General features: G+C 70.8%; 13 protein-coding genes. 8 read left to right on the top strand and 5 right to left on the bottom strand.

Features of this window, described 5'->3' with window-relative positions; all coding sequences use genetic code 11:
• Nucleotides 1-64 precede the first annotated feature (64 nt).
• On the top strand, nucleotides 65-2,011 hold the full coding sequence (locus tag MHY49_RS19240; protein ID WP_370645929.1) for a ParB/RepB/Spo0J family partition protein: 1,947 nt from the start codon (nucleotides 65-67) through the stop codon (nucleotides 2,009-2,011).
• Nucleotides 2,012-4,384: 2,373 nt separating this feature from the next.
• Complete coding sequence (locus MHY49_RS00900) at nucleotides 4,385-4,861, top strand: hypothetical protein (protein ID WP_239201805.1); 477 nt, start codon at nucleotides 4,385-4,387, stop codon at nucleotides 4,859-4,861.
• Nucleotides 4,862-5,135: 274 nt separating this feature from the next.
• Here MHY49_RS00900 and trxB read toward each other — a convergent pair whose 3' ends face one another.
• The 5 genes from trxB to MHY49_RS00875 form a co-directional block, all read right to left on the bottom strand.
• Nucleotides 5,136-6,218, bottom strand: coding sequence for a thioredoxin-disulfide reductase (gene trxB / locus MHY49_RS00895; protein WP_239201804.1), 1,083 nt, complete (start codon nucleotides 6,216-6,218; stop codon nucleotides 5,136-5,138).
• Nucleotides 6,219-6,399: 181 nt separating this feature from the next.
• Nucleotides 6,400-6,954 (bottom strand): hypothetical protein, encoded by a 555-nt coding sequence (locus MHY49_RS00890; protein ID WP_228356729.1) that lies wholly within the window; start codon nucleotides 6,952-6,954, stop codon nucleotides 6,400-6,402.
• Nucleotides 6,951-9,602 (bottom strand): hypothetical protein, encoded by a 2,652-nt coding sequence (locus tag MHY49_RS00885; RefSeq protein ID WP_239201803.1) that lies wholly within the window; start codon nucleotides 9,600-9,602, stop codon nucleotides 6,951-6,953. Before MHY49_RS00885 ends, MHY49_RS00890 begins: the two co-directional genes overlap by 4 nt.
• Before the next feature lie 42 nt (nucleotides 9,603-9,644).
• Entirely contained in the window at nucleotides 9,645-11,801 is a 2,157-nt protein-coding gene (gene murJ / locus MHY49_RS00880) for a murein biosynthesis integral membrane protein MurJ (protein WP_239201802.1), read from the bottom strand.
• Nucleotides 11,798-14,188 (bottom strand): DUF6049 family protein, encoded by a 2,391-nt coding sequence (locus MHY49_RS00875; RefSeq protein ID WP_239201801.1) that lies wholly within the window; start codon nucleotides 14,186-14,188, stop codon nucleotides 11,798-11,800. The genes murJ and MHY49_RS00875 overlap by 4 nt, the downstream gene beginning before the upstream one ends.
• A 220-nt stretch (nucleotides 14,189-14,408) precedes the next feature.
• Here MHY49_RS00875 and MHY49_RS00870 point away from each other — a divergent pair, with 220 nt between their 5' ends.
• From MHY49_RS00870 to rplI, 6 genes are all read left to right on the top strand, one after another.
• Complete coding sequence (locus MHY49_RS00870) at nucleotides 14,409-15,818, top strand: CCA tRNA nucleotidyltransferase (RefSeq protein ID WP_239201956.1); 1,410 nt, start codon at nucleotides 14,409-14,411, stop codon at nucleotides 15,816-15,818.
• A 276-nt stretch (nucleotides 15,819-16,094) separates the two neighbouring features.
• Nucleotides 16,095-18,893, top strand: a complete 2,799-nt coding sequence (locus tag MHY49_RS00865) for a transglycosylase domain-containing protein (RefSeq protein ID WP_239201799.1) — start codon at nucleotides 16,095-16,097, stop codon at nucleotides 18,891-18,893.
• 229 nt (nucleotides 18,894-19,122) lie between these two features.
• Nucleotides 19,123-19,413 carry a 30S ribosomal protein S6 gene (rpsF, locus tag MHY49_RS00860; RefSeq protein WP_228359647.1) on the top strand — a complete coding sequence of 97 codons (291 nt, stop codon included), beginning with the start codon at nucleotides 19,123-19,125 and terminating at the stop codon, nucleotides 19,411-19,413.
• A gap of 146 nt (nucleotides 19,414-19,559) precedes the next feature.
• On the top strand, nucleotides 19,560-20,129 hold the full coding sequence (locus MHY49_RS00855; RefSeq protein ID WP_239201796.1) for a single-stranded DNA-binding protein: 570 nt from the start codon (nucleotides 19,560-19,562) through the stop codon (nucleotides 20,127-20,129).
• Nucleotides 20,130-20,293: 164 nt separating this feature from the next.
• A complete protein-coding gene (gene rpsR, locus MHY49_RS00850) occupies nucleotides 20,294-20,530 on the top strand; it encodes a 30S ribosomal protein S18 (protein ID WP_152353950.1) in 237 nt (78 codons plus the stop codon).
• Nucleotides 20,531-20,547: 17 nt separating this feature from the next.
• Nucleotides 20,548-21,015 carry a 50S ribosomal protein L9 gene (gene rplI, locus MHY49_RS00845; RefSeq protein WP_239201793.1) on the top strand — a complete coding sequence of 156 codons (468 nt, stop codon included), beginning with the start codon at nucleotides 20,548-20,550 and terminating at the stop codon, nucleotides 21,013-21,015.
• The last annotated feature ends 95 nt before the right edge of the window (nucleotides 21,016-21,110 follow it).

The following is a 21,110-nucleotide window of genomic DNA, read 5'->3' as shown; positions in this document are numbered from 1 at the left end:
TGAACGGCTCGAGAGGCGAGGACGCCCCGGAGGCCCGCACGATCACTGAGCAGTGAGGACGGACATGACGCAGAAGCGAGGACTCGGACGCGGTCTGGGTGCGCTGATCCCCGGGGGGTCCACGCCTCCCGCCGAGCAGCCTCTGCGCACGCGCAGCCATCCGCGCACGTCCGCCGAGCCCGGCGAGAGCGGTGCGTCCACCCGTCCCGTCGACATGTTCTTCTCCGGCGAGCCGACGGAGGGGCAGTCCTCCGAGCGCGCCCGCGCCGCCCGTGGGGACATCGCGGGCGACATGGCGCGCGATGCGCGTGAGCGCCGCGCCGCCTCCCGCACCACCCGTTCCTCCCGCGCCCGCGGGGGTGTCGCCGCTCGCAGCGTCGCCTCCCCCTCGGAGGCACCGGTGCAGGACGCCCCTGCCGGCACGGCCGACGCCGACGACGCGTCCACCGAGACGGCGAAGGCCGAGAAGCCCACCGCGAAGAGGACCGCATCCACCAAGACCGCGGCGAAGAAACCCGCGGCGAAGAAGTCCGATCCCAAGAAGGCCGCCGCGAAGAAGTCCACGGCGTCGAAGGGCGCGGCCGCGACCTCCTCCTCGAAGAGCTCCTCGTCGAAGTCCTCTTCCGCGGAGTCCTCGCCCTCGAAGGACGCCGAGTCCTCCTCTCGATCCACTGCGGCAGCGGCGAAGCCGGCGTCCGGCGCGTCCGCGGCGCGCTCCAAGGGGTCCACGAAGTCCACGCGTTCCACGGCACCGGCGAAGCGTGCTGGTGCTTCCACCGAGGCCACTGCTGCGGACGCCCCCTCCGCGGAGCGGGCCGACGAGGAGAAGGCACCGCAGAGCGCCGACGGCGGCGCCGAGCCGACCCCGAATCCCACCGCTGCGCACGAGGACAGCGCCCCGCGGGGCGCTGCGGCTCCGGACGCGGCCGTTTCGGACGCTGCCACTGCGGACGCTGATGAACCGACTCGGGAGGACAGTCCGGTCGTGGACGTCGATCCCGGCCACCGGTTCCCCGCGCGCGAGGACATGGAAGAGCATTCGTCACCGCGGGAAGCACCGACAGTCGAACCCTCCGACACGGTCTCCAGCGTCGATGACGCCCACGAGGCGGACAGCGCAGCGGACGACACCGCGGCGGACCCCGACGCGGATGACCAGAGGGGCCTCATGCCGGTCCCCGGTGCCGAGTTCGCCGAGATCCCGATCCACGAGGTCCGGGAGAACCCCCGGAATCCCCGTACGGACTTCGACGATGATCAGCTCGACGAGCTCGCCTTCTCGCTGCGCGAGGTCGGCGTGCTGCAGCCCGTCGTGGTGCGGCCCATCCCCGTCACCGATGACGGCGAGTCCTTCGAGCTCGTCATGGGCGAGCGGCGCTGGCGTGCCGCCCGACGGGCCGGGCTCGCGACGATCCCCGCGATCATCCGTGCCACCAGTGATGACGACCTGCTGCGGGACGCCCTGCTGGAGAACCTCCACCGGTCCCAGCTGAACCCCCTGGAGGAGGCAGCGGCCTACCAGCAGCTCCTCGAGGACTTCGGCTGCACGCAGGACGAGCTCGCCGATCGCATCGGACGCTCCCGGCCCCAGATCTCGAACACCCTGCGCCTGATGCGCCTTCCGGCCCTCGTGCAGCGGCGCCTGGCCAGTGGCGCGCTCTCGGCGGGCCATGCGCGTGCTCTCCTCGCGATCGAGGATCCTCGACTCCAGGAGGAGCTCGCGCAGCGTGTGGTCGCGGACGGGCTCTCCGTGAGAGAGACCGAGCGCCTCGCTTCCCGCGGGACAGAGCCGGCGGCAAACCGCCCCGCTCCCCGGCGCACGAGCTACAACCCCCGCGTGGTGGACCTGACCAGTCGGCTCTCGAACCGTCTGGAGGCTCCCGTGAAGATCGACGTGGGCAAGCGCAAGGGTCGCATCACGATGGAGTTCTCGAACCTGGACGATCTCGAGCGGCTCGCAGCGAAGATCGGCCTGGACCTCGGTGAGGCATTCGGCTCGCAGGAGAGCTGAGCGCGACCGCGCCTGAGCCTGAGCCGCGATACAGCCCTCCCCGCTTGAAGCGGGGAGGGCTTCTTCGTATCGGCGCAGATGTCCAGTTCGACAGACAGAGCAGCTTGGTGATGAGGATGATGTGCTCGATGTTCCGGGCCGATAGGTGGGACGTGCGGTTGCGCCGTTCGCCGTACGTACTGGGCCAGGTCGGCTGACCTTGCCCTCGCCTCCTCTCTTGAGATGGGCTGAGGCTCGCGTAGGCCATGATCCCCGGGATGCGCAGCTTCAAAATGTAGCACAGTAAGATGCTACAAAAGCTAATCACCCGCCATTACGGTCGTAACCGCCACCCCTGGTCGTCGCGATAGTGGTTTCCACATGTGTGGACTCGGCTGTGGAGAGTCGACTGCACGGTGTGCCGTCGTGGGTTCACTCGGCCTCGGGAGGGTGTTCCACGTGGAACGAGAGTGCTGCTTGGTGACCTAGGGTCCCCGGAAACTGCACTGCTGATCGGGATTATGGAACGACGAGGAAGCCGTCCTGGTGACGCATTCGACGCCCCGCGCTCTTACGCGGTGCGTGCGCCACGAGAGAGTTTCCCGTGAAACCGCGTCACGCACGGGCGCCTGCGTCCCTGCCGGAACGCCCTTTCACCTCATCCTGTCTTTGATCTGGGGACGACTAGGGCTGCCGATGAGATAGAAGCCAGGTTTCACGTGGAACGAGCGTTGCTTGTAGGGCTTGCGTTCGCATCCCAGCGGAGGCGCACTGCGTCGTTCCATGTGAAACATTCCCGTCGGGAGCTGTGGCGCGGCGGTGGCTGCGTGCGGAGACTCGCTGCTCGACCGGCATCGGGCCTGAGTTCTCCTGCACCCTGTGCCGCTCCGATGGATGTGGGGATCTAGCATCGCTCCCGCACACGGGCGTGAACGTCGCCGAGACGTTCCACGTGAAACGTGGCTCGCTGGGCAGAGCGGATGTACTCGTGATTCGGGACGAGTCCACGTGTCGTAGTAGCAGCTCGAGTTTCACGTGGAACGCGCCGCGGCGATGTGCAGACGAGATTGTTGGCCGATTGCAGGTGACCGCCCTCTTCACGGAGGGCTTGTTGTTCCACGTGGAACGAACGTTGTCCTGGCGCGGTGCACGGCTCTCCAGTCGGGGCGCAGTCACCGCCCTGTGTGGTCAGCGTTCGTCGACATTGTCGAGCGCAGTCCGATGCAGCTCCACCGGCGCCAGAGTGCCGTGTCGGGGATGTTGCATCTATCTGAAGGGCTCCGGAGTACGCAATCAACGACCGTTTCCCGTGAAACGCCGCCCTGGGCTAAGTGTTGATGGGGTTGCTGCGATCCTGGGCGATGTCACGAACGGGACGACATCGCCAACGCGGTGTTCCACGTGGAACGAGTGCGGGACGTAGGAAACATGCTGAGTGGCTTCTCCACATGCTCTCTAGGGACGGGCTGCAGCGGGGCTACTCGGTGTTCCACGTGCAACGAAGGAGAAAAGGGCGACTGACCTGCGTGTTTGTCTTCGCGCCACCCGCTCGACGTGTGGATGCAAGCCTTTCTCGAGCGTCGCATGGAGCTCGCGACCGCGGTGGCCGCATTCATTTTATGCGCGAGGCGCGCACGAGCCCTTCGCGCGAACGAGGTCTTGAAGGACATGGTGACCATGCTTCACGTGAAACGCCGGACCCCCATCGCGGGATGCACGGTGCAGTGCTCGTGTGGATGAGGTTCCACGTGCGACGAGACATCGCGCGTACAGATTGGGTGAGGGTATGGACGGGCGCCATTGCCATGGCCGGTGGGCTCGGGCCTTCGGGTACGACACTGTGACCGCGACGGACCTCGGCACGAATGATACGAGGCGGCCGGGCACGTCCAGTGCGCCGTTCGGGTTTCGCGTGAAACCCGATCCCGTGCGCGCAACGCGCGCTGGCGAAGGACCGACGCGATGTCACGAATGATTTACGGCCCGCGGCGAGAGGGCGCAGCGCCCATGGGTTTCACGTGGGCATGCACAGTGTGCACGAGGATGTGGACAACGTGTTGCGGAGTGCGCAATCCGGTGGACACACGGGTGGACAAGCGAGGGCGGCGTCATGCGAGCTGAGTCACACAGTGTCATGTGTGGCCATAAAGCCCCTGGTCAGGAACCCAGCGCGCGTCCCCCGTCGAGCGGAGAGCGAAGGCGGAACACGCGCGAACGTGAAGCACAATGTGGATAACTCTGTGGAGAAGTGGCCTGGCGACTGTGGACAACGGTGTGAAGATGTGTGGACCCAAGCATCAGTCTCGGTATCGGTCCTCGTGGGAACGGCGTGGCGATGCACCAGTCCCAGAACGGCGACGTGTGGCGATCTGGGAGCGTCGACCCTGCAGGATCGTGAAACGCGCACTCTCGGGCCCATTCAACGCCGCGAGGCGAATCGGACTCCGAGACTGCGTCCATGGTTCTCGCCTGGAGCACGCTTTGGAGACATGGCGTCACACCTTCTGCGCCATCGACGGCCTCGTCGCCCAGATGCCGCCGCTCTGCGTCGCCCTTCCGGATTCCAGAGTGTCAGCGTCGGTCTTCGGCGGCTCGGACCGCGGCTCCAGCAGCGTGAGACGCGTCCGGCTCGTCCACGAGAGCGAGGATCTCGAGTTTCGGTACAGCCCCGATGCGACGCCCGGCTTCCCGCCAGGCTCCCTCGAGCACGAGACCGTGCCCTTCCAGACTCTCCCCCGCGAGCGTGGTGCCGGGGACACCATCTTCCTCCGGAGCGTGCGGCAGGAGCTGGACGTGTGGATCCGGTTCTCCGTGCTGATCCGCGGGGCGGAGAAGGATCCAGGTGGGGAGATGATCCACCGCCAGACGTGAGAGAACAGGAGCGCCCGGAACACCATCTGGTGCAGTGACCCCATGATCGGCCTCGGCCTCGTCCCCGGCATCGTCGCCGGTCCCGGAAGCGCGGACGTATGCATCGACGTCGGCGCGGCTCGCCAGCGCCGAGTCAGCGTCGAGGACCAGCGGAAAGACCCGGTCACCCCACCGGCGCTGCAGCTCCTGGAGCAGAGTGCGCGCGGGCCGGCACGGCAGACACCACGAGGCCGTCACCAGAACGATGACGGCCTCGGGGTGCAGCGTGCGGGCCTCAGGCCTCGCGGGCACCGGCGGTCGCGAGCTGCTCGGGCTCGTCGTCCTGCAGGGCGAGCCAGCGCTCGGCATCCAGGGCCGCCTGGCATCCGCTGCCGGCGGCCGTGATGGCCTGGCGGTACGTGTGGTCCACGACGTCGCCGGCGGCGAAGACGCCCTCCACGGAGGTGTGCGTCGAGCGGCCCTGGACCACGATGTAGCCCTGCTCGTCGAGCTCCACCTTGTCGCGGAACAGCGCGGAGCGGGGCTCGTGGCCGATCGCCTCGAACACGGCCGAGGTCGGCAGCGTGCGCTCCTCCCCGGTCTCGGTGTCCTTGACCGTCACGGACTCGACCTGCTCCTGGCCGTTGATGCCGACGACCTGCGCGTTCCACGCGAAGTCGAGCTTCGGATCGTTCTCGGCCCGTCGGGCCATGATCTTCGAGGCGCGCAGGGCATCACGTCGGTGCACGAGGGTCACCTTCGTGGCGTAGCGGGTGAGGAACGTGGCCTCCTCGACCGCGCTGTCGCCGCCGCCGACGACCACGATCTCCTTGTCCTTGAAGAAGAAGCCGTCGCAGGTCGCGCACCAGCTGACGCCCTTGCCGGAGAGGCGCTTCTCGTCCTCGATGCCCAGCTCGCGGTACGCCGAGCCCGTCGCGATGATCAGCGAACGACCCCGGTAGACGGTGCCGTCCTCCAGGGTGACCGTCTTGACCGGGCCCTCGAGCTGCACGTCGATCGCGTCCTCGAAGAGGATCTCCGCGCCGAAGCGCTCGGCCTGCTCCTGCATGGTCCCCATCAGCTCGGGGCCCATGATGCCGGTCGCGAAGCCCGGGTAGTTCTCGACATCGGTCGTGGTCATGAGGGCGCCGCCCGCGTCCAGCGCACCCGCGATGACCACGGGGCGCATCTCGGCGCGCGCCGCGTAGATCGCCGCGGTGTAGCCCGCGGGGCCGGAGCCGACGATGAGGACCTCATGGATGGTCTCGTCCGCCGAGGAGCTGTCGGTCGCAGCGGCGGCCGGGGCCGTCGTCGCCGCGGCGGGCGTGGTGGATCCGGCGCCGCCGAGGATGTTGAGGGCCTGGATGGGCTGGGTCATGGATGGGTCCTTCCGATGTGGAGCAGGCGTCGAGGTCGGGAACCGACGCGGAGGTCGGGCGGGAGCGGAGACGCCGGGTGGTCTGAGCGAGGGAGAGATCGGGGGCGTGGGAAGTGGACGGTGCGGGAGGCGGCGGAACGGGCGGGAGGCGTCGCGCCCGGCAGGGCGGTGGGCGCGCCGGTCAGACGCTGCCGATGTTCGTCGACCCGTTCCACACCAGCGTGCCCGCGGCGTCGGCGCTCTCGGTGCCGCAGGTGGGACGGACCACGGTGATCTGCACGATCCCGCCGTTCGCCCGCAGGGAATCGCGCTGGTAGGGGCCGTGCACGATCATCCAGTACTGACCGGAGTCCGCTCCCCATTCGATCTCCTCCATCACGATCGGCGCGTCGGTGACGCCCTGCTGCTCGAGGCACCGGTTGAGGTCGAAGGTCGCGGGCGCCTGGAACGTGCCGCCCGAGGCGACCAGCCGCTGCGCCTCGGTCCCCAAGGTGCTCTCTGTGAGAACGGGCAGACCCGAGGAATTCTTCCCGGGTGCGTTGCCCGTCTCAGGGGACGACGCCGCGCTGCCGCGCGCCACCTCGGTGGTCGACTGCTGAAGGGCCTCGGAGAGCATGAGTCCGACGAGGGACGCGAGCACGAGCGCGAGCACCACCACCCAGGTCTTCACGCCCTGGCCGGACGTCGGCCCGGGTCCGGCGCCCGGGCGACGGTGGCGGATCCCGGGTGCGGTCATTCCGCCTTGATCTCCTGGATCCGGGCGCGGAATCCGTCACCGGTGGTGCTGCTCGGCAGCTCCGCGATCCACAGCTCCACGCCGTCGGCCTGGACGGGCTCGTCGAGGGTGAACTCGACGTCCCCGCCGTCGGTGAACTCGCCGTCGCCGAGCTTGTCGCCGCGGCTGCCGTCCTCCTTCAGGGCGTACAGCTCCAGGGAGCCGCCCTCGGAATCGGCCGTGCTCACGGTGATCTTCTTCAGCGTCGAGGTCTTCTCGAACGGCAGCTTGATGCCGATGCCGTCCTTCAGGCCCGAGTAGTCCGCGCTCTGGTAGATCTTCGTGGACCAGTAGGAGTCCTTCGATCCGTCCGTCAGGCGGCTCGAATCCTCCGAGTGGTCCGCGTTGCCGTTGCCGCCCTCGGCGAAGACCTCGGGCTCGCCGAAGGTGGGAGGCGGGCCCTCGGTCGCCGACTCCGTGGTCTCCGTGGGCTGGACCTGCGCGTTCGTCTTCGACTCGGTGGGCGCGGGCTGCGTCGTCGCCTTCTCGTTCGGGCCCGTGGCTGCCTCTCGCAGCCCCGAGGTGACGCTCGTGATCGCGAAGACCAGGGCGATGATCACGACAAGGGCGGCGCCGATGAGGATCCACTGCGTCTGCCGGGAGCGCTGCTCGTCGGGCTCCGCCGTGGTCGTGTACACGTTCGAGCTGTCCTCGGCGCTCATCGCGACACCCACGACGTCGCGGACGAGAGCGCTGCCCCGATGCGGCGTCGCCGCCCAGGCGTCCTGGTCCTCGTCCCCGTAGGTGACGGGGCGTCCGCGCACGATGATCGGTCCGGGTGAGGCGTCCTCCTCCTCCACGGGGGTCTGCGCGACGGAATCCGTCCACGAGGCCTCGTCCGCGTCGCGGGAGGAGCCGGGCAGCACGGCGCTGCGACCTGCCGCTGCCGGCGGGATCGTCGCCGCGACCAGGGGGTTCTCCTTCTCCTGGACATCCAGGTGCCCGGGGAAGGCGGCCTTGTTGCGGGTCTCGGAGAGGTGCAGGTCGCGCACGAACTCGGCGGCCTCGGTCCCCGTGGTGTCCTCCGGTGGCGCCTCGGGAGCCGCGGCGTCCTCCGCGGTGGGCGCTGCCGCCGAGGAGGAGCTCGCATCCGCCGACGGAGATGCTCCCGCATCGGCCGACGGTGCGCTGGACGCGCTCGGCCCGGAGGGGTGCGCCGTCGTCGCAGCCGCGTCGCCGGAGGGTGCAGCGCTGTCGGCGGCGCCCGCGCCGGCGTCGCCGGTGGTCGGAGCCGCGTCGCCCGTGGTCGGAGCCGTGCCGCCGGTGGTCGCGCCTGTGTTCTCGGACGTCGCGTCCGTGCCACCGGAGGTCGAGTCCGTTCCAGCGGCTGCTGCGCCCGCTGCACCAGTTGCCGCACCGGTCGCCGCTCCGGCGGCAGCCGCCGCGGCGGCACGACGGGCGGTGCGACTGGTGTGCACCTTCTCGATGTCTGCGCGCGGCTCCTGGTCGAGGTCGAGGCGCCCCGCGGAGCCCTCTCGCGGGGATCGGGCTCCCGCATCGCCGGAGGCGCTGGGCGCTGGAGTGCTCGAGCCCTCCGTCGGACCCTGCCCCTCGGGCACCGGGGAGGAGGTGTCCTCGGCCCCGGGGGGTCGACCCGGAGCGCCCGCGGAGCTGGAGCTGTCCTGTGCCCCGCCGGACGGATCCTGTGCGGCGGTGCCCGCGGCGGTCGAGGTGCCCGCGGCGGTCGCGGTGTCCGTGGCGGCCGCGGCGGCCGCGGTGCCTGCGGTGGTGCCGGTGCCTGCGGTGCCTGCGTCGCGTGCTCCCGCGGTCGTCGCCTGCGCGTCCCGGGGGGCGCGCGAGGGATCCTGGGGATCGTAGGCCTCGAGGGTGACGGGGATGGACTGCCAGGGCTCGAGCTCGGCGATGAGGTCGCGCGTGGTCTCCGGCACGGGCTGATCGCCCTCGGTGAGCACGAGCTCGCACAGCATGTCGAGGTCCTGCGGGATGTTCCGCGTGCTGATCCGCGAGGGGCGGGGCAACGGACCGTCGGCGGCCGACGGGGAGGCGCCCGTGAGCGCCCGGTACAGCAGCGCGACCAGCGCGGTCACGTCCAGGAACGAGGCGAGGCGGCCGTCGTGCTCGGCATCGCGATGGGCGGCGGCCTCGACGCCCACGCCCAGCACCGCCACCTCCCCGCTCGCGGTGTCCACGAAGACCCGGTTGGAGTCGAGATGCTGATGGCGCAGACCGCGGCGGCGAGCGGCCTCGAGGCCCGACGCGGCCTCGCCGATGATCGACCGCGCGGTCTCCGGGCGCAGCGCGCCCTGCGCGAACAGCGCGGCGAGGGGCGGCGCCGGCGGGGCCGGGTACTCGACGACGGTCAGCGGAGCGCCGTCGGCCGATCCCTCGCCGGCCTCGCGCGGATCCCCGAACACGGTCACGTCGAGCACCGGGAGCAGGCGAGGGTTCTCCACGAGGTAGGCGCGGCGGGCGGCGTCGGCGACCTCGAGAGCGAGGTCGCCGTGGACCATGAACAGGGTGACGAGCTCACCGGAGCGCACGGAGCGGGCGCGATGCCAGGACGCGCCCTCGGCGACGCCCGACAGCGGGATCTTCGCCTCGACGCTCCAGCGCTCGCGCACCGCGTGCTCGTGGTGTCGTTCGTTCACCTGTGTCCGTCCCTCTCCGACATCCTGATGCCCTGCGGCCTGTCACATGCTACGGGTGCCCGCTGACCGGCGGCCGCCGCCGGGCATCCGCGCGCGCACCATCGCCATCAGCGATCGCAGCTCCTCGACGCGCAGCGCCCACGCGACCGCCACGAACACGGCGCTCGCCACCGCCCCGACGACCAGGCCGAGGACGACGGTGAGCACGCGGTTCATCCACATCGCCCCGCCCATCAGCGCGACCAGACCGTCGCCCACCAGGTAGGCGACCACGGCCGCCACGAGCAGCCGGCCCAGCAGCAGCATCGCCTTCGCGCCTCCGTCCAGCGAGGCACCGAGCGCGCGGGCGTGCCGCCGCAGCATCCACTGCCCGTACGCCCAGCCGACGACGTTGCCGAGCGACACCACGAGGGCCGCCGTCGCCGCCTGCCAGTGCGGATCCACGAACAGCAGCACCGGCGCCACGCCCAGCAGAGGCAGAGCCGAGGTCGGGATCTGCATCCAGAAGGGGGCGCGGGCATCCTCGTACGCGTAGAACGCGCGCTTGGTCAGGTAGTTCGCGGAGAACGGCACCAGTCCCAGCATGTACGCGGCGAGGACCCACGCGCTCGCCTGCGCACCGGCGACGCTCGAGCCGCCGTCGATCACCCACATGATCGGCCCGGCCAGCGCGATGAACACGGCCGCGCACAGCATCATCGGCACCGCGAGGATCCGGTTGGTCTGCTGATACCGGTGCAGGGCGCGCTCGTGGTCGCCCTCGTCGGCGCTCCGCGAGATCGACGGGAACGCGGCGGTGACCAGGGTGACCGCGAGGATCCCCTGCGGGATCATGAAGACGGTGTACGCCCAGTCCATCGTGCCCAGGCCCGGGAAGAGCCTCGAGGCGTCGGTCCCCTGACTGGTCTCGGCCGCCTCCACGGCGCCGCCCACGCTCCAGCGTCCGGCGTACAGCGCGAGCTGGCCGACGATCAGCATCCCGAGGCTCCACATGCCGATGCGACTGAGCTTGCCCAGTCCCAGACCGCGGAACCCCCACTTCGGGCGCAGCTTCAGCCCGAGCTTGCGCACGAAGTACCAGAGGAAGACGACCTGGATCGCGGAGCCGCCCACGTTCATCGCGGCCAGGGCCACGACCATCGGCACGGTCCAGGCCGTCGGATCGCCCTGCCTGCCCCAGATCGCGAGGAAGATCAGCGCGCCGACGATCGCGACGAGGTTGTTGAGCACGGGAGCCCACTGGTAGGGCCCGAAGGAGTCGTGCGCGTTCAGCAGCTGGCCGAGCATCAGGTAGAGCGCCGAGAACAGGATCTGCGGCATCATCCAGTACACGAGCTGCACGGCCAGGGCGTAGGTGTCCGGCGGGAGCGAGCCGTTGGTGAGCACCATGAGCAGCGGTGCGAGCACCATCGCGAGCAGGGTCACCCCGCCCGCGGCGACCGTGACCAGGGTGAACAGGCGCGAGGTGAAGTCGCTGCCGCGGTCGGGACGCTTCGCGGCCCGCACGATCGCGGGCACCAGGATCGCGTTCAGCGTGCCGCCGCCGATCATGATCCAGATCGTGTTGGGCACGACGTTCGCGGAGCTGAACGCGCTGCCCACGGAGCTGCTGATGCCCAGGAACATGGCGCCGAACAGGAAGTTGCGCACGAACCCGAGCGCGCGGGAGACCGTCGAGCCCAGTGCCATCACGGCGGTCGCGCGCATGAGCCGGGCGCGGGTGCTGGTGAGCTTCGGAGCGGACGCGTCGGCCGTGTCGCCCGCGCCATCCGTCGTGTCGCCCGCGCCGTCGGTCGTGCTGCTCGCACCATCCGTCGAGCCGCCCGCACGGTCGGTCGAGCCGCCGGCGCCGTCGGTGGAGCGGTCACCCCTGCCGGTGGCGATCTGCTCGGTGATCGGGTCGAGCGAACCCGTCGTCTCGTCGAGGGTCGCGACCGCCCGTTCGAGGTCGGCCGCCTGCGCGGCGGCCACCTCGTCGGAGACCGGCGCGGTGCGGCGCGCGGGAGCCGGGGTGCGCGAGGAGAAGACCTGCTGCGCCGCGTCGGTGCTCGGGGCGGCGGGGGCCGACGGGTCGGCAGGTGCGGGGGCCGTCGTGGCGGCGGACGGGGCCGGGCGCGCCGGGGCCTGTCGCGGCCGGGCACGCGGCGGGCCCGGCCGCAGATGCCGCGGCCGGTGCTGGATGCGTCGTGGTGCGCTCATCGTCTCTCCTCGTCGGCCGCATCCCCTGCGGCCTCCCCCTCGCCATCGTCCGTCAGCTCGGCCGCGGCGGCACGGCGGCGCGAGCCCGTGCGTCGGGCCCGCAGCACGCCCACCACGACGAGCACGCCCATGGCGCCCACCAGCACCATGGTCGTCCAGTTCTCCCATGCCGGGTTCACGCTGAGCGGGACCGACACGGGTGCGGCGAGCTCCTCCCCGTCCTCCGAGCGGACGGTGGAGGTGAGGGTCACGGTCCCGTTCGCGATCGCGTCGATCGGGACCGTCACCTCCTTCTTCTGCCGCGCGGGCACCTCGACCGTGGTCGGGTCGCCCACGCGCACGATGGGCCGGTCCGTGCTCACGTCGACCTTCACCGTGATCGGGCTGTCGAGGTCGTTGGTCACGGTGATTGGCACGCCGGCCGAGTCGGAGACCAGGTTGTAGCCGGAGGCGGGCACCACGTGGATGGCCTCGCGCATCGCCGCGACGTCCTTCTGCGCGGTCCTCGCGCGGCGCGACGCCTCGTCATGGTCCTTCGCGAGCGTCGTCGAGGTCGTGGTGAGGATCAGGCTGCGCGTCGCGGAGAACGGTGCGTCGTCCTCGGCGACCGCGGCGACGGTGCTCATCGAGCGCAGGGACCGCTGCAGGGACTGCAGAGTCCCCGTGTCGACCTCGTCGCGGGATCGGGCGCGCGGAAGGTGCGCCCAGGTGCCGTCCTCGCCGGGGCCCGACGGGTGCACGTCGTCCGCGTCGAGCTCGCCGAGCGCGTAGAGGCCGTCGCCCGTGGCGCCCGTGTCGGTCACCATGTCGCCGTCCTCGGCCGCGTCCAGCAGGTCGGAGACGTGTCCCTGCGTCATCCAGGGCGCGGCGTCGAGGGCGTCGAGGGTCGAGGCGACGGCACCCTCGTCCATGTCCTCCCCGAGCTGCGGGGCGATGAGCACCTGGCGCTGCGCGCTCGACTGATCCGAGGCGATCACGGCGGTCTCCGCGAGGATCCGCTGGCGCACCTGCTGCACGTCCTCGCCCGTGCGCAGCTGGGACACCTCCTCGGAGAGCGTCGGGTCCGGCGCCAGCACGGGCACGGTCCGATCACCCGCGGTGAAGGTGCCGACCGAGGAGGGCGTCACCGTCCCCACGGGGTCCGCGCGCAGGGAGGACGAGGGCACCACGAGCAGATCGGCGCCGCTGGTCACGGCCTGGGAGAGGGTCTCGCCGCTCGCCTCCTCGCCCGGGATCGTCACCGCCTCGCCGAGGGGGTCGATGTGGGCGTCCTCCCAGACCTTCTCGCTGCGGGCGGCGAGCGCGTCGGAGAGGTCGGTGGTGCCTGCCTGCTCCAGACCGATCGTGTCCGACTGCGCGTACGGGAGCCCGATCACGTCGCGGTCCTTCGCCCCCGAGGCGAGGGTGTCGGCCAGGTGCTTCGTGGCATCGGGCGTCGTGAAGCGCGCGGGCGGGGTCTGCGCGGAGTCGCCGTCGTCCCCCGTGTCGTCCCCGTCGTCCGCATCCGCCGAGGAGTCGGACCCCGACGATCCCGAGCCCGAGGAGCCACCGGACCCGGCGTCCGAGAGCGCGGGCGGATCCAGCAGCGCGGGATCCAGCATCCAGTCCACGTCGTCGCGCGCGGCGAGGCCCTCGAGATCCTTGAGCCGGCCGTTCTCGGCCGACGCCTCGTACGCGTCCGGATCGGTGACCGCGGCGCCGGGGTCGCTCGCCGACAGCGGCAGCAGCACGCTCCCGGCGATCTTCGCGTCGGCGTCGTCGGGCCGCCACACGGTGAACGAGCGCAGGGAGGCCAGGGGGCCGTCGGCATCCGTGGCCGTCACCGACAGGCGCCGCGCCCCCCACAGGTAGGACGCGGTCGAGAGGCCCAGATCATCGGCGTCGACCGAGAGGGTGAGCTCGGCGGAGTCGCCCGCGTCGAGCGTCGAGGGGCCCTTCTCGGTGGTCGCGGGGACGCCGTAGGTGTCCGGGCCGTCCTGCTGCTGCCACTGCGCGAGCGTGCGCCGGTCCGTGACGCGATCGGTGCGCACCCGCAGCTCGAGCGCGGGATCCTCGATCGTCGTCGTGCCGCGGTTGGTCAGCCGCACCTTCAGCGTGAGCTTCCCCCCGGGCTTGAGCGTGACGGCCCCGCCGTCGAGCAGGTCGAGGCTCACCCCGCCGCTCGCCTCGGGCTCCGCGGGCCGGGGAGCCGACGGGGTCGACGGTGCCGACGGAGCTGACGGGGCCTGCGAGGCTGTGACCTGCGCGATCGCCGGCCCGGTCGGCATCAGGAGCGCCGGAGCGAGGGCGAGCAGCGCCACCAGCAGGAGGCGCGGGGCGGCCGACGCGAGGGTCCGGGGTCCGGGGAGCGGCGCGCGCGGGTGCACGGACGGGCTCGGCTCGGACATGGGGACACTGTATGCGGCCGATACGGTAGAGCCCGGCAGGTGACCGGGCCTGCCGCGAGATCTCCACAGGGCATCCCTCACGGCCGTCGGCCCCGCGGAGCCCTCGTCCCGGGATCTCACCGCCCCGCGCCCCAGACATGACAGGACTCCTGTGACCGACCCGCAGCACCCCGACGAGCGCTCCGCACGTCTCACGGCCGCGCGCACCCGCGCGACCTCGATGTTCCAGGCGCTGCCCGCGCCGATCCACGAGCTCGGACGCCTCTTCGAGGAGGCCGGGCAGGAGCTCGCGCTCGTCGGCGGGCCCGTGCGGGACGCGGTGCTGGGCCGCTCGAGCGCCGACCTGGACTTCACGACCTCCGCACGTCCCGACGAGACGGAGACCGTGCTGCGGCGCTGGACCCACGGCGGCGCCATCTGGGACATGGGCCGTGAGTTCGGGACCCTCGGCGCCACCCGCGACGGCATCAAGGTCGAGATCACGACCTACCGCACCGAGTCCTACGACCCCACCAGCCGCAAGCCCGAGGTGGCCTTCGGCGACACCCTCGCCGGCGACCTCTCGCGCCGCGACTTCACGGTGAACGCGATGGCCGTGCGCCTGCCCTCGCTCGAGTTCGTGGACCCCTTCGACGGCCTGCACGACCTGGCCGGCGAGCTGCTGCGCACCCCTGTCGAGCCCGGCCAGTCCTTCGACGACGACCCCTTGCGGATGATGCGCGCCGTGCGCTTCGTCTCCCAGCTCGGCTTCACCATCGAGGACCGGACCGCCGCGGCGATCCGGGAGCTCGCGGCGCGCATCGAGATCGTCTCCGCCGAGCGGGTCCGCGACGAGCTCGTGAAGCTCCTGCTGGGCGCCCACCCGCGCCGCGGCCTCGAGCTCATGGTCGATCTGGGGCTCGCCGAGCACGTGCTCCCCGAGCTGCCCGCGCTGCGCCTCGAGCGCGACGAGCACCACCATCACAAGGACGTCTACGAGCACACGCTCACCGTGCTCGATCAGGCCATCGACCTCGAGAGCCCCGCCGGATCGGGCGGCCCCTGCGAGAGCCCCGACCTGGTGCTGCGGCTCTCGGCGATCATGCACGACGTGGGGAAGCCCGCCACCCGCCGCTTCGAGCCCGGCGGCCTGGTCACCTTCCGCTTCCACGAGATCGTGGGCGCCCGCATGACCGCCAAGCGCATGAAGAAGCTCGCCTTCGACAAGGACACCACGAAGGCCGTCGCCCGACTGGTCGAGCTCCATCTGCGCTTCCACGGCTACGCGGACTCCGGCTGGACGGACTCGGCCGTGCGCCGCTACGTCACCGATGCCGGTCCGCTGCTGCAGCACCTGCACCGCCTCACCCGGGCCGACGTCACCACCCGCAACCGCCGCAAGGCCCGTGCCCTCGCCCGCGCCTACGACGACCTCGAGGAGCGCATCGACGAGCTCGCCGCACGGGAGGAGATCGACAGGATCCGCCCCGACCTCGACGGCAACCGGATCATGCAGGTCCTGGGCATCCCCCCGGGCCGCGAGGTCGGCGAGGCCTACGCCTTCCTCCTCGAGGAGCGCATGGAGCACGGCCCCCTCGGCGAGGAGGAGGCCGAACGCCGCCTGCGCGCCTGGTGGGAGGATCGTGGGTGAACGATCCGTGCGACCGCGGGGCACGGCCGTTCCGGCGGTGAGCTGACGCAGGACCGCACCACCCTCCGGGACGGCTGTGGCATGGGCCACCCGCACCTCGTCCCACCTGGACGGGTGGGGTGAAGGCCGTGTGATGGTCACCGCCGGGGCGTTCCCATCCGTGCGCGCTCGTGCGGATACTGGAGGACTGCGACGCCGTGCCCTTCGGCGCCTCGCCCCCGGACGCCTGCCCCAGGCGCACCGGGATGCCCTGGAGTCGAGCCGTCAGGAGCAGCTGTGAGCGATTCTCGTGGACCCTCGCGTCCGTCGTCCGGATCCGGACGCGACGGCGGTTCCGGCACCGGCCGGTCCCGCGGCGCCGGCGACGGCGCCTCCTCGGCGCGCAAGCAGTTCCCGGGCTCCCAGGGCCGCAGCCGCACGAGCGGTGCGGGCGCCGGCAAGAGCACGGGCAAGGGATCGGGCAGGAGCGCGGGCGCGAGCTCGGCAGCCGCCCGATCCGCGAACGAGGGTTCGCCCAAGGGCACCAGCCGCACCGCGCGCCGCGCCGGCACCGCCGGGGCGGGAGCCGCCGGAGCGAGCGGTGCGGCCAGGAGCGGAGCCGCCAGGAACGGGACCGCGAAGAGCGGGACCGCGAAGCGCAGCACCTCGGCAGCGGCCGGCTCGGGCCGCGGGGCCAAGGGAGGCCGTGGGGGCGCCAAGCGCACCGGTCTGGCCGCCGCGCTGAACTACCCGCGCGCCGGCAAGAAGGGCCCGCTGCGCTGGTTCCCCTCGCTGCGCATGTTCGGCGGCGCCATCGCGCTGATCGTGCTGCTGGGCCTGGGCGGGGCCGTCTGGCTCTACAACTCGACCGACGTCCCCCAGGCCGATGACGTCGCCGTCGCGCAGACCACGCGCGTCTACTTCTCCGACGGCAAGACCGAGATGGGGCAGTTCTCCGAGGTCAACCGCACGATCCTGCCCAATGACGACATCCCGCAGACCGTGAAGGATGCGGTCGTCGCGAGCGAGGACTCCACCTTCTACGAGAACCGCGGCGTGTCCCCGAAGGGCATCGTGCGCGCCCTCTGGAACAACCTCCGCGGCGGCGCCCGTCAGGGCGGCTCGACCATCACCCAGCAGTACGTGGAGCGGTACTACACGGGCACCACCACCTCCTACACCGGCAAGGTGAAGGAGATGATCATGGCGCTCAAGGCCGACCAGGAGCTCAGCAAGGACGAGATCCTCTCCCGCTACCTCAACACCATCTACTTCGGGCGCGGCGCCTACGGCATCCAGGCCGCCTCCGAGGCCTACTTCGGCAAGGACGCGAAGGACCTCGACGAGTCCGAGGCGGCGCTGCTGGTCGCCGTGATCCCGGCCCCGTCGGCCTACGACCCCGCGAACGACAAGGAGGCGTCGGCCAAGAAGTGGGACCGCGTGATCACCCGCGAGGTGAACCAGACCGGCGCCCTCACCGAGGCGCAGGCCGACAAGCTCGAGTTCCCGAAGACCACGAAGAACAAGCAGCAGAACTACCTCGAGGGCACCAACGGCTACCTGCTGATGATGGTGCGCAGCGAGCTCGAGCGCCAGGGCTTCACCGAGGAGGAGATCAACACCGGCGGGTACAAGATCGTCTCCACGGTCTCCAAGAAGGACCAGGACATCACCGTCGACACCATCGACGGGCTGAAGGACGAGGGCCGGCCCGACGCCAACCGCGTGGGCACGATGTCGATCGACCCCGATTCCGGCGCGATCACCGCGATGTACGGCGGGCCCGACTTCGTGAAGCAGTCGATCAACGACGCCACGCAGTCGCGCATGCAGGCCGGCTCGATCTTCAAGAGCTTCGCCCTGATCGCGGGTCTGGAGAACGGCTACGGCCTGAACTCGACCTGGGACGGCAACTCGCCGCGGACCTTCGGCGGCTGGACGGTGAACAACTTCGGCCACACCTCCTACGGACCGATCACCCTCCGGCAGGCGACCACGAACTCGGTGAACACCGCCTACGCCGGGCTGAACGTCGCCATGGGGCCAGAGAAGACCCGCAAGGCCGCCGTGCAGCTGGGCATCCCCGAGAAGACCCCGGGTCTGAACGACGACGCCTCCAACGTGCTGGGCAGCGCCTCGCCGACCGTCCGCGAGATGGCCGAGGCGTACGCGACGATCGCCGCCAAGGGCGTCCACCACGAGTCCTACATCGTGGATTCGGTGACCAACCCGGACGGCTCCGACGAGTACGAGCACAAGGACAGCTCGAAGCGCGTGCTCGACGAGAAGGTCGCGATCAACGCGACCGTCGCCCTGCAGGGCCCGCCGTCGACCGGATCGGCCCGCAGCGTCGCCGGTGTGATGGGCGGACGCCCCGTCGCCGGCAAGACCGGCACCTCGGAGAGCTTCAAGTCGGCCTGGTTCGTGGGCTTCACCCCGCAGATGGTGACCGCGGTCGGCATGTTCCAGCCCTCCGAGGACGGCAAGAGCGAGGAGCAGCTCACCCCGTTCGGCGGCGTCTCGAGCATGACGGGCGGCGCATGGCCGGCCACGATCTGGGGCCGCATCATGTCCCAGACCCTCGAGGGCGAGCCCATCGAGCAGTTCGACGGCGAGGTCGTCCTGGACAACCAGAAGACCTCCGCCGGCAACGCCACGAAGGCGCCCACCACGCAGGCCCCGCAGACGAAGGCCCCGACCACCACGCAGGCGCCCACCACGGAGAAGCCGACCGAGGAGCCGTCCGAGGAGCCCAGCGACGAGGAGTCCTCGAAGTCGGAGAAGCCGACCGAGGAGGAGTCCTCCAAGTCGGAGAAGCCCACCGAGGAGGAGTCCTCGAAGTCCGAGAAGCCCACGGACAAGGAGTCCGACAAGGACGACTCGGACAAGGGCAAGGACGACTCGAAGGACTCCGACAAGGACAAGGGCGACGACTCCGACAAGAGCAAGGACGACTCGGACGACTCGAAGGACTCCGGCGACAAGGGCGGGGACTCCGGGAACAGCAAGGGCGACTCCGGCAAGGGCTCGGGAGACAAGAAGACGGACTCCGGCTCGGGCGACTCGAAGAAGGCCACGAAGGACGACGGCGAGTGAGCCGCGCCGTCTGAGGGTCTTCGGCCCTCTGCCCCGGCCCTCGGCGCCACGTCCCTCGGGCCCGTCCCTGTGATCCCCCGCGCACGCCGTGCATCGGCCTGGCGGGCCTGCGCACGCCCGGGTAGTCTTGGCTGGTCTGTGCCGCGATCCGAGCGGCCCGGACAGCATGGAACCCTCCTGCCACGGAAGTCCCGTGGCCGCTGAGACCACAGGAGGTGGGTACTCGAACATGCGCAAGTACGAGATGGTCGTCATCCTCGACCCGTCGATCGACGAGCGGACCGTCGGCACCACTTTTGAGAAGCTCGTGCAGGTCATCCCTGCCGAAGGCGGAACCATCGACGAGGTGGACGTCTGGGGCAAGCGGAAGTTCGCCTACGAGATCCAGAAGAAGTCCGAGGGCGTGTACGTCGTCCTGTCCTTCACCGCGAAGTCGGAGACCGCCAAGGAGCTCGACCGCCAGCTCGGACTCAACGAGTCCGTCCTGCGCACGAAGCTCATGCGTCTCGACGCGAAGTGATCCGCGAGAGCTGACCGGCCCGTCGGCCGCGGACCCCGCGGACCCCGCAGACAGGGGACCCCGGACCCGCAGCCGCATGACGGAGCCGACGTCGGCTCGCCGCACCCCACCCCCGCACGAGAGCACCCGGAGATCAGGAGCAGAGCATGGCCAATGACACGATCATCACGGTGGTCGGGAACCTGACGGCCGATCCCGAGCTGCGCTTCACGCAGTCCGGCGTCGCCGTGGCCTCCTTCACCATCGCCTCCACCCCCCGCACGTTCAACCGCCAGTCGAACCAGTGGGAGGACGGCGAGGCCCTGTTCCTGCGCTGCTCGCTGTGGCGCGACGCCGCCGAGAACGCGGCGGAGTCCCTCGAGAAGGGCACCCGCGTGGTCGCGCAGGGTCGCCTCAAGCAGCGCTCCTTCACCGACCGCGAGGGCAACCACCGCACCTCGATCGAGCTGGACGTCGACGAGATCGGCCCGTCCCTGCGCTACGCCACCGCGAAGGCCAACAAGGTCCAGCGCGGCGGCGGCGGAGGCTTCAACGGCGGCGGTCAGCGCGGCGGCCAGGGCAACCAGGGCGGCGGCTTCGGCGGCCCCCAGGGCGGCCAGGGCGGCGGCTTCTCCGGAGGCGGCCAGGGCGGCTACGGCGGGAACCAGGGCGGCGGCGCCGACCAGGATCCGTGGGCCGGCGGCAACCAGGGCGGGTACGACGACCCGCCGTTCTGATCCCGAGGGATCCGCGCTGAGCACCCGAGGGTGACCGGGCGCGGGACCGAGGGGTCGACGGACGGACGCGTCCCCGACCACTGCAGGGCAGGCGCCCTGCGCACACACCATTCACCCATCCCGGGGAGACCCGGGCTCCGCACCAAGGAACAAGGAGCACCACGATGGCCAAGCCTGTTCTTCGCAAGCCGAAGAAGAAGCAGAACCCGCTGAAGGCCGCGGGCGTCGAGTCGATCGACTACAAGGACGCAGCCCTGCTGCGCAAGTTCATCTCCGACCGCGGCAAGATCCGCGCGCGTCGGGTCACCGGCGTGTCCGTGCAGGAGCAGCGCAAGATCGCGAAGGCCGTGAAGAACGCCCGCGAGATCGCCCTGCTGCCCTACTCGACCTCCGGTCGCTGAGCGAGGAAGGGAAGCACATGACCACCAAGCTCATCCTCACCAACGAGGTCACCGGCCTCGGCACCGCGGGCGACGTCGTCGACGTCAAGGACGGCTACGCGCGCAACTTCCTGCTGCCGCGCAAGCTCGCCACCCCGTGGACCGACGGCGGCCAGCGCCAGCTCGACCAGATCCGCTCCGCGCGCAGCAAGCGCGCCGTGGCGAGCCTGGAGGAGGCGCAGTCGCTCAAGGCCCTGCTCGAGTCGAAGCCCGTCGTCGTCTCCGAGCGCGCCGGCACCAACGGCCGTCTCTTCGGCGCCGTGACCTCCAAGGAGGTCGCCGACGCCGTGAAGACCGCGTTCGACCGCGACATCGACCGCCGCTCCGTCGAGTTCACGACTCCCATCAAGTCGCTCGGCGAGTACAAGGCGACCGTGCGTCTGCACGAGGACGTCTTCGCGAACCTGGTCGTCCAGGCCGTCGCCGCCAAGGGCGCCGCGAAGTGATCCCCTCCGTCTCGGCCTGAGCCGCGACGTGCGAAGCGCCCCGCCTCCGAGCATTCGGGGGCGGGGCGCTTCTCGTGTGCGGGCGGGGCGCTTCT

Source organism: Brachybacterium sp. ACRRE (assembly GCF_022346485.1).
GTDB classification, from domain to species: Bacteria; Actinomycetota; Actinomycetes; order Actinomycetales; family Dermabacteraceae; genus Brachybacterium; species Brachybacterium halotolerans.
The sequence above is the reverse complement of the archived record's forward strand: the minus strand, read 5'-3'. Positions and strand labels throughout refer to the sequence as shown.

Excerpts from the sequence above, each read along its gene's own strand:
- MHY49_RS19240 (WP_370645929.1), top strand. The coding sequence starts at position 65 with ATGACGCAGAAGCGAGGACTCGGACGCGGTCTGGGTGCGCTGATCCCC.
- trxB (WP_239201804.1), bottom strand. The coding sequence starts at position 6,218 with ATGACCCAGCCCATCCAGGCCCTCAACATCCTCGGCGGCGCCGGATCC.
- MHY49_RS00890 (WP_228356729.1), bottom strand. The coding sequence starts at position 6,954 with ATGACCGCACCCGGGATCCGCCACCGTCGCCCGGGCGCCGGACCCGGG.
- murJ (WP_239201802.1), bottom strand. The coding sequence starts at position 11,801 with ATGAGCGCACCACGACGCATCCAGCACCGGCCGCGGCATCTGCGGCCG.
- MHY49_RS00875 (WP_239201801.1), bottom strand. The coding sequence starts at position 14,188 with ATGTCCGAGCCGAGCCCGTCCGTGCACCCGCGCGCGCCGCTCCCCGGA.
- MHY49_RS00870 (WP_239201956.1), top strand. The coding sequence starts at position 14,409 with ATGTTCCAGGCGCTGCCCGCGCCGATCCACGAGCTCGGACGCCTCTTC.
- rpsF (WP_228359647.1), top strand. The coding sequence starts at position 19,123 with ATGCGCAAGTACGAGATGGTCGTCATCCTCGACCCGTCGATCGACGAG.
- MHY49_RS00855 (WP_239201796.1), top strand. The coding sequence starts at position 19,560 with ATGGCCAATGACACGATCATCACGGTGGTCGGGAACCTGACGGCCGAT.
- rpsR (WP_152353950.1), top strand. The coding sequence starts at position 20,294 with ATGGCCAAGCCTGTTCTTCGCAAGCCGAAGAAGAAGCAGAACCCGCTG.
- rplI (WP_239201793.1), top strand. The coding sequence starts at position 20,548 with ATGACCACCAAGCTCATCCTCACCAACGAGGTCACCGGCCTCGGCACC.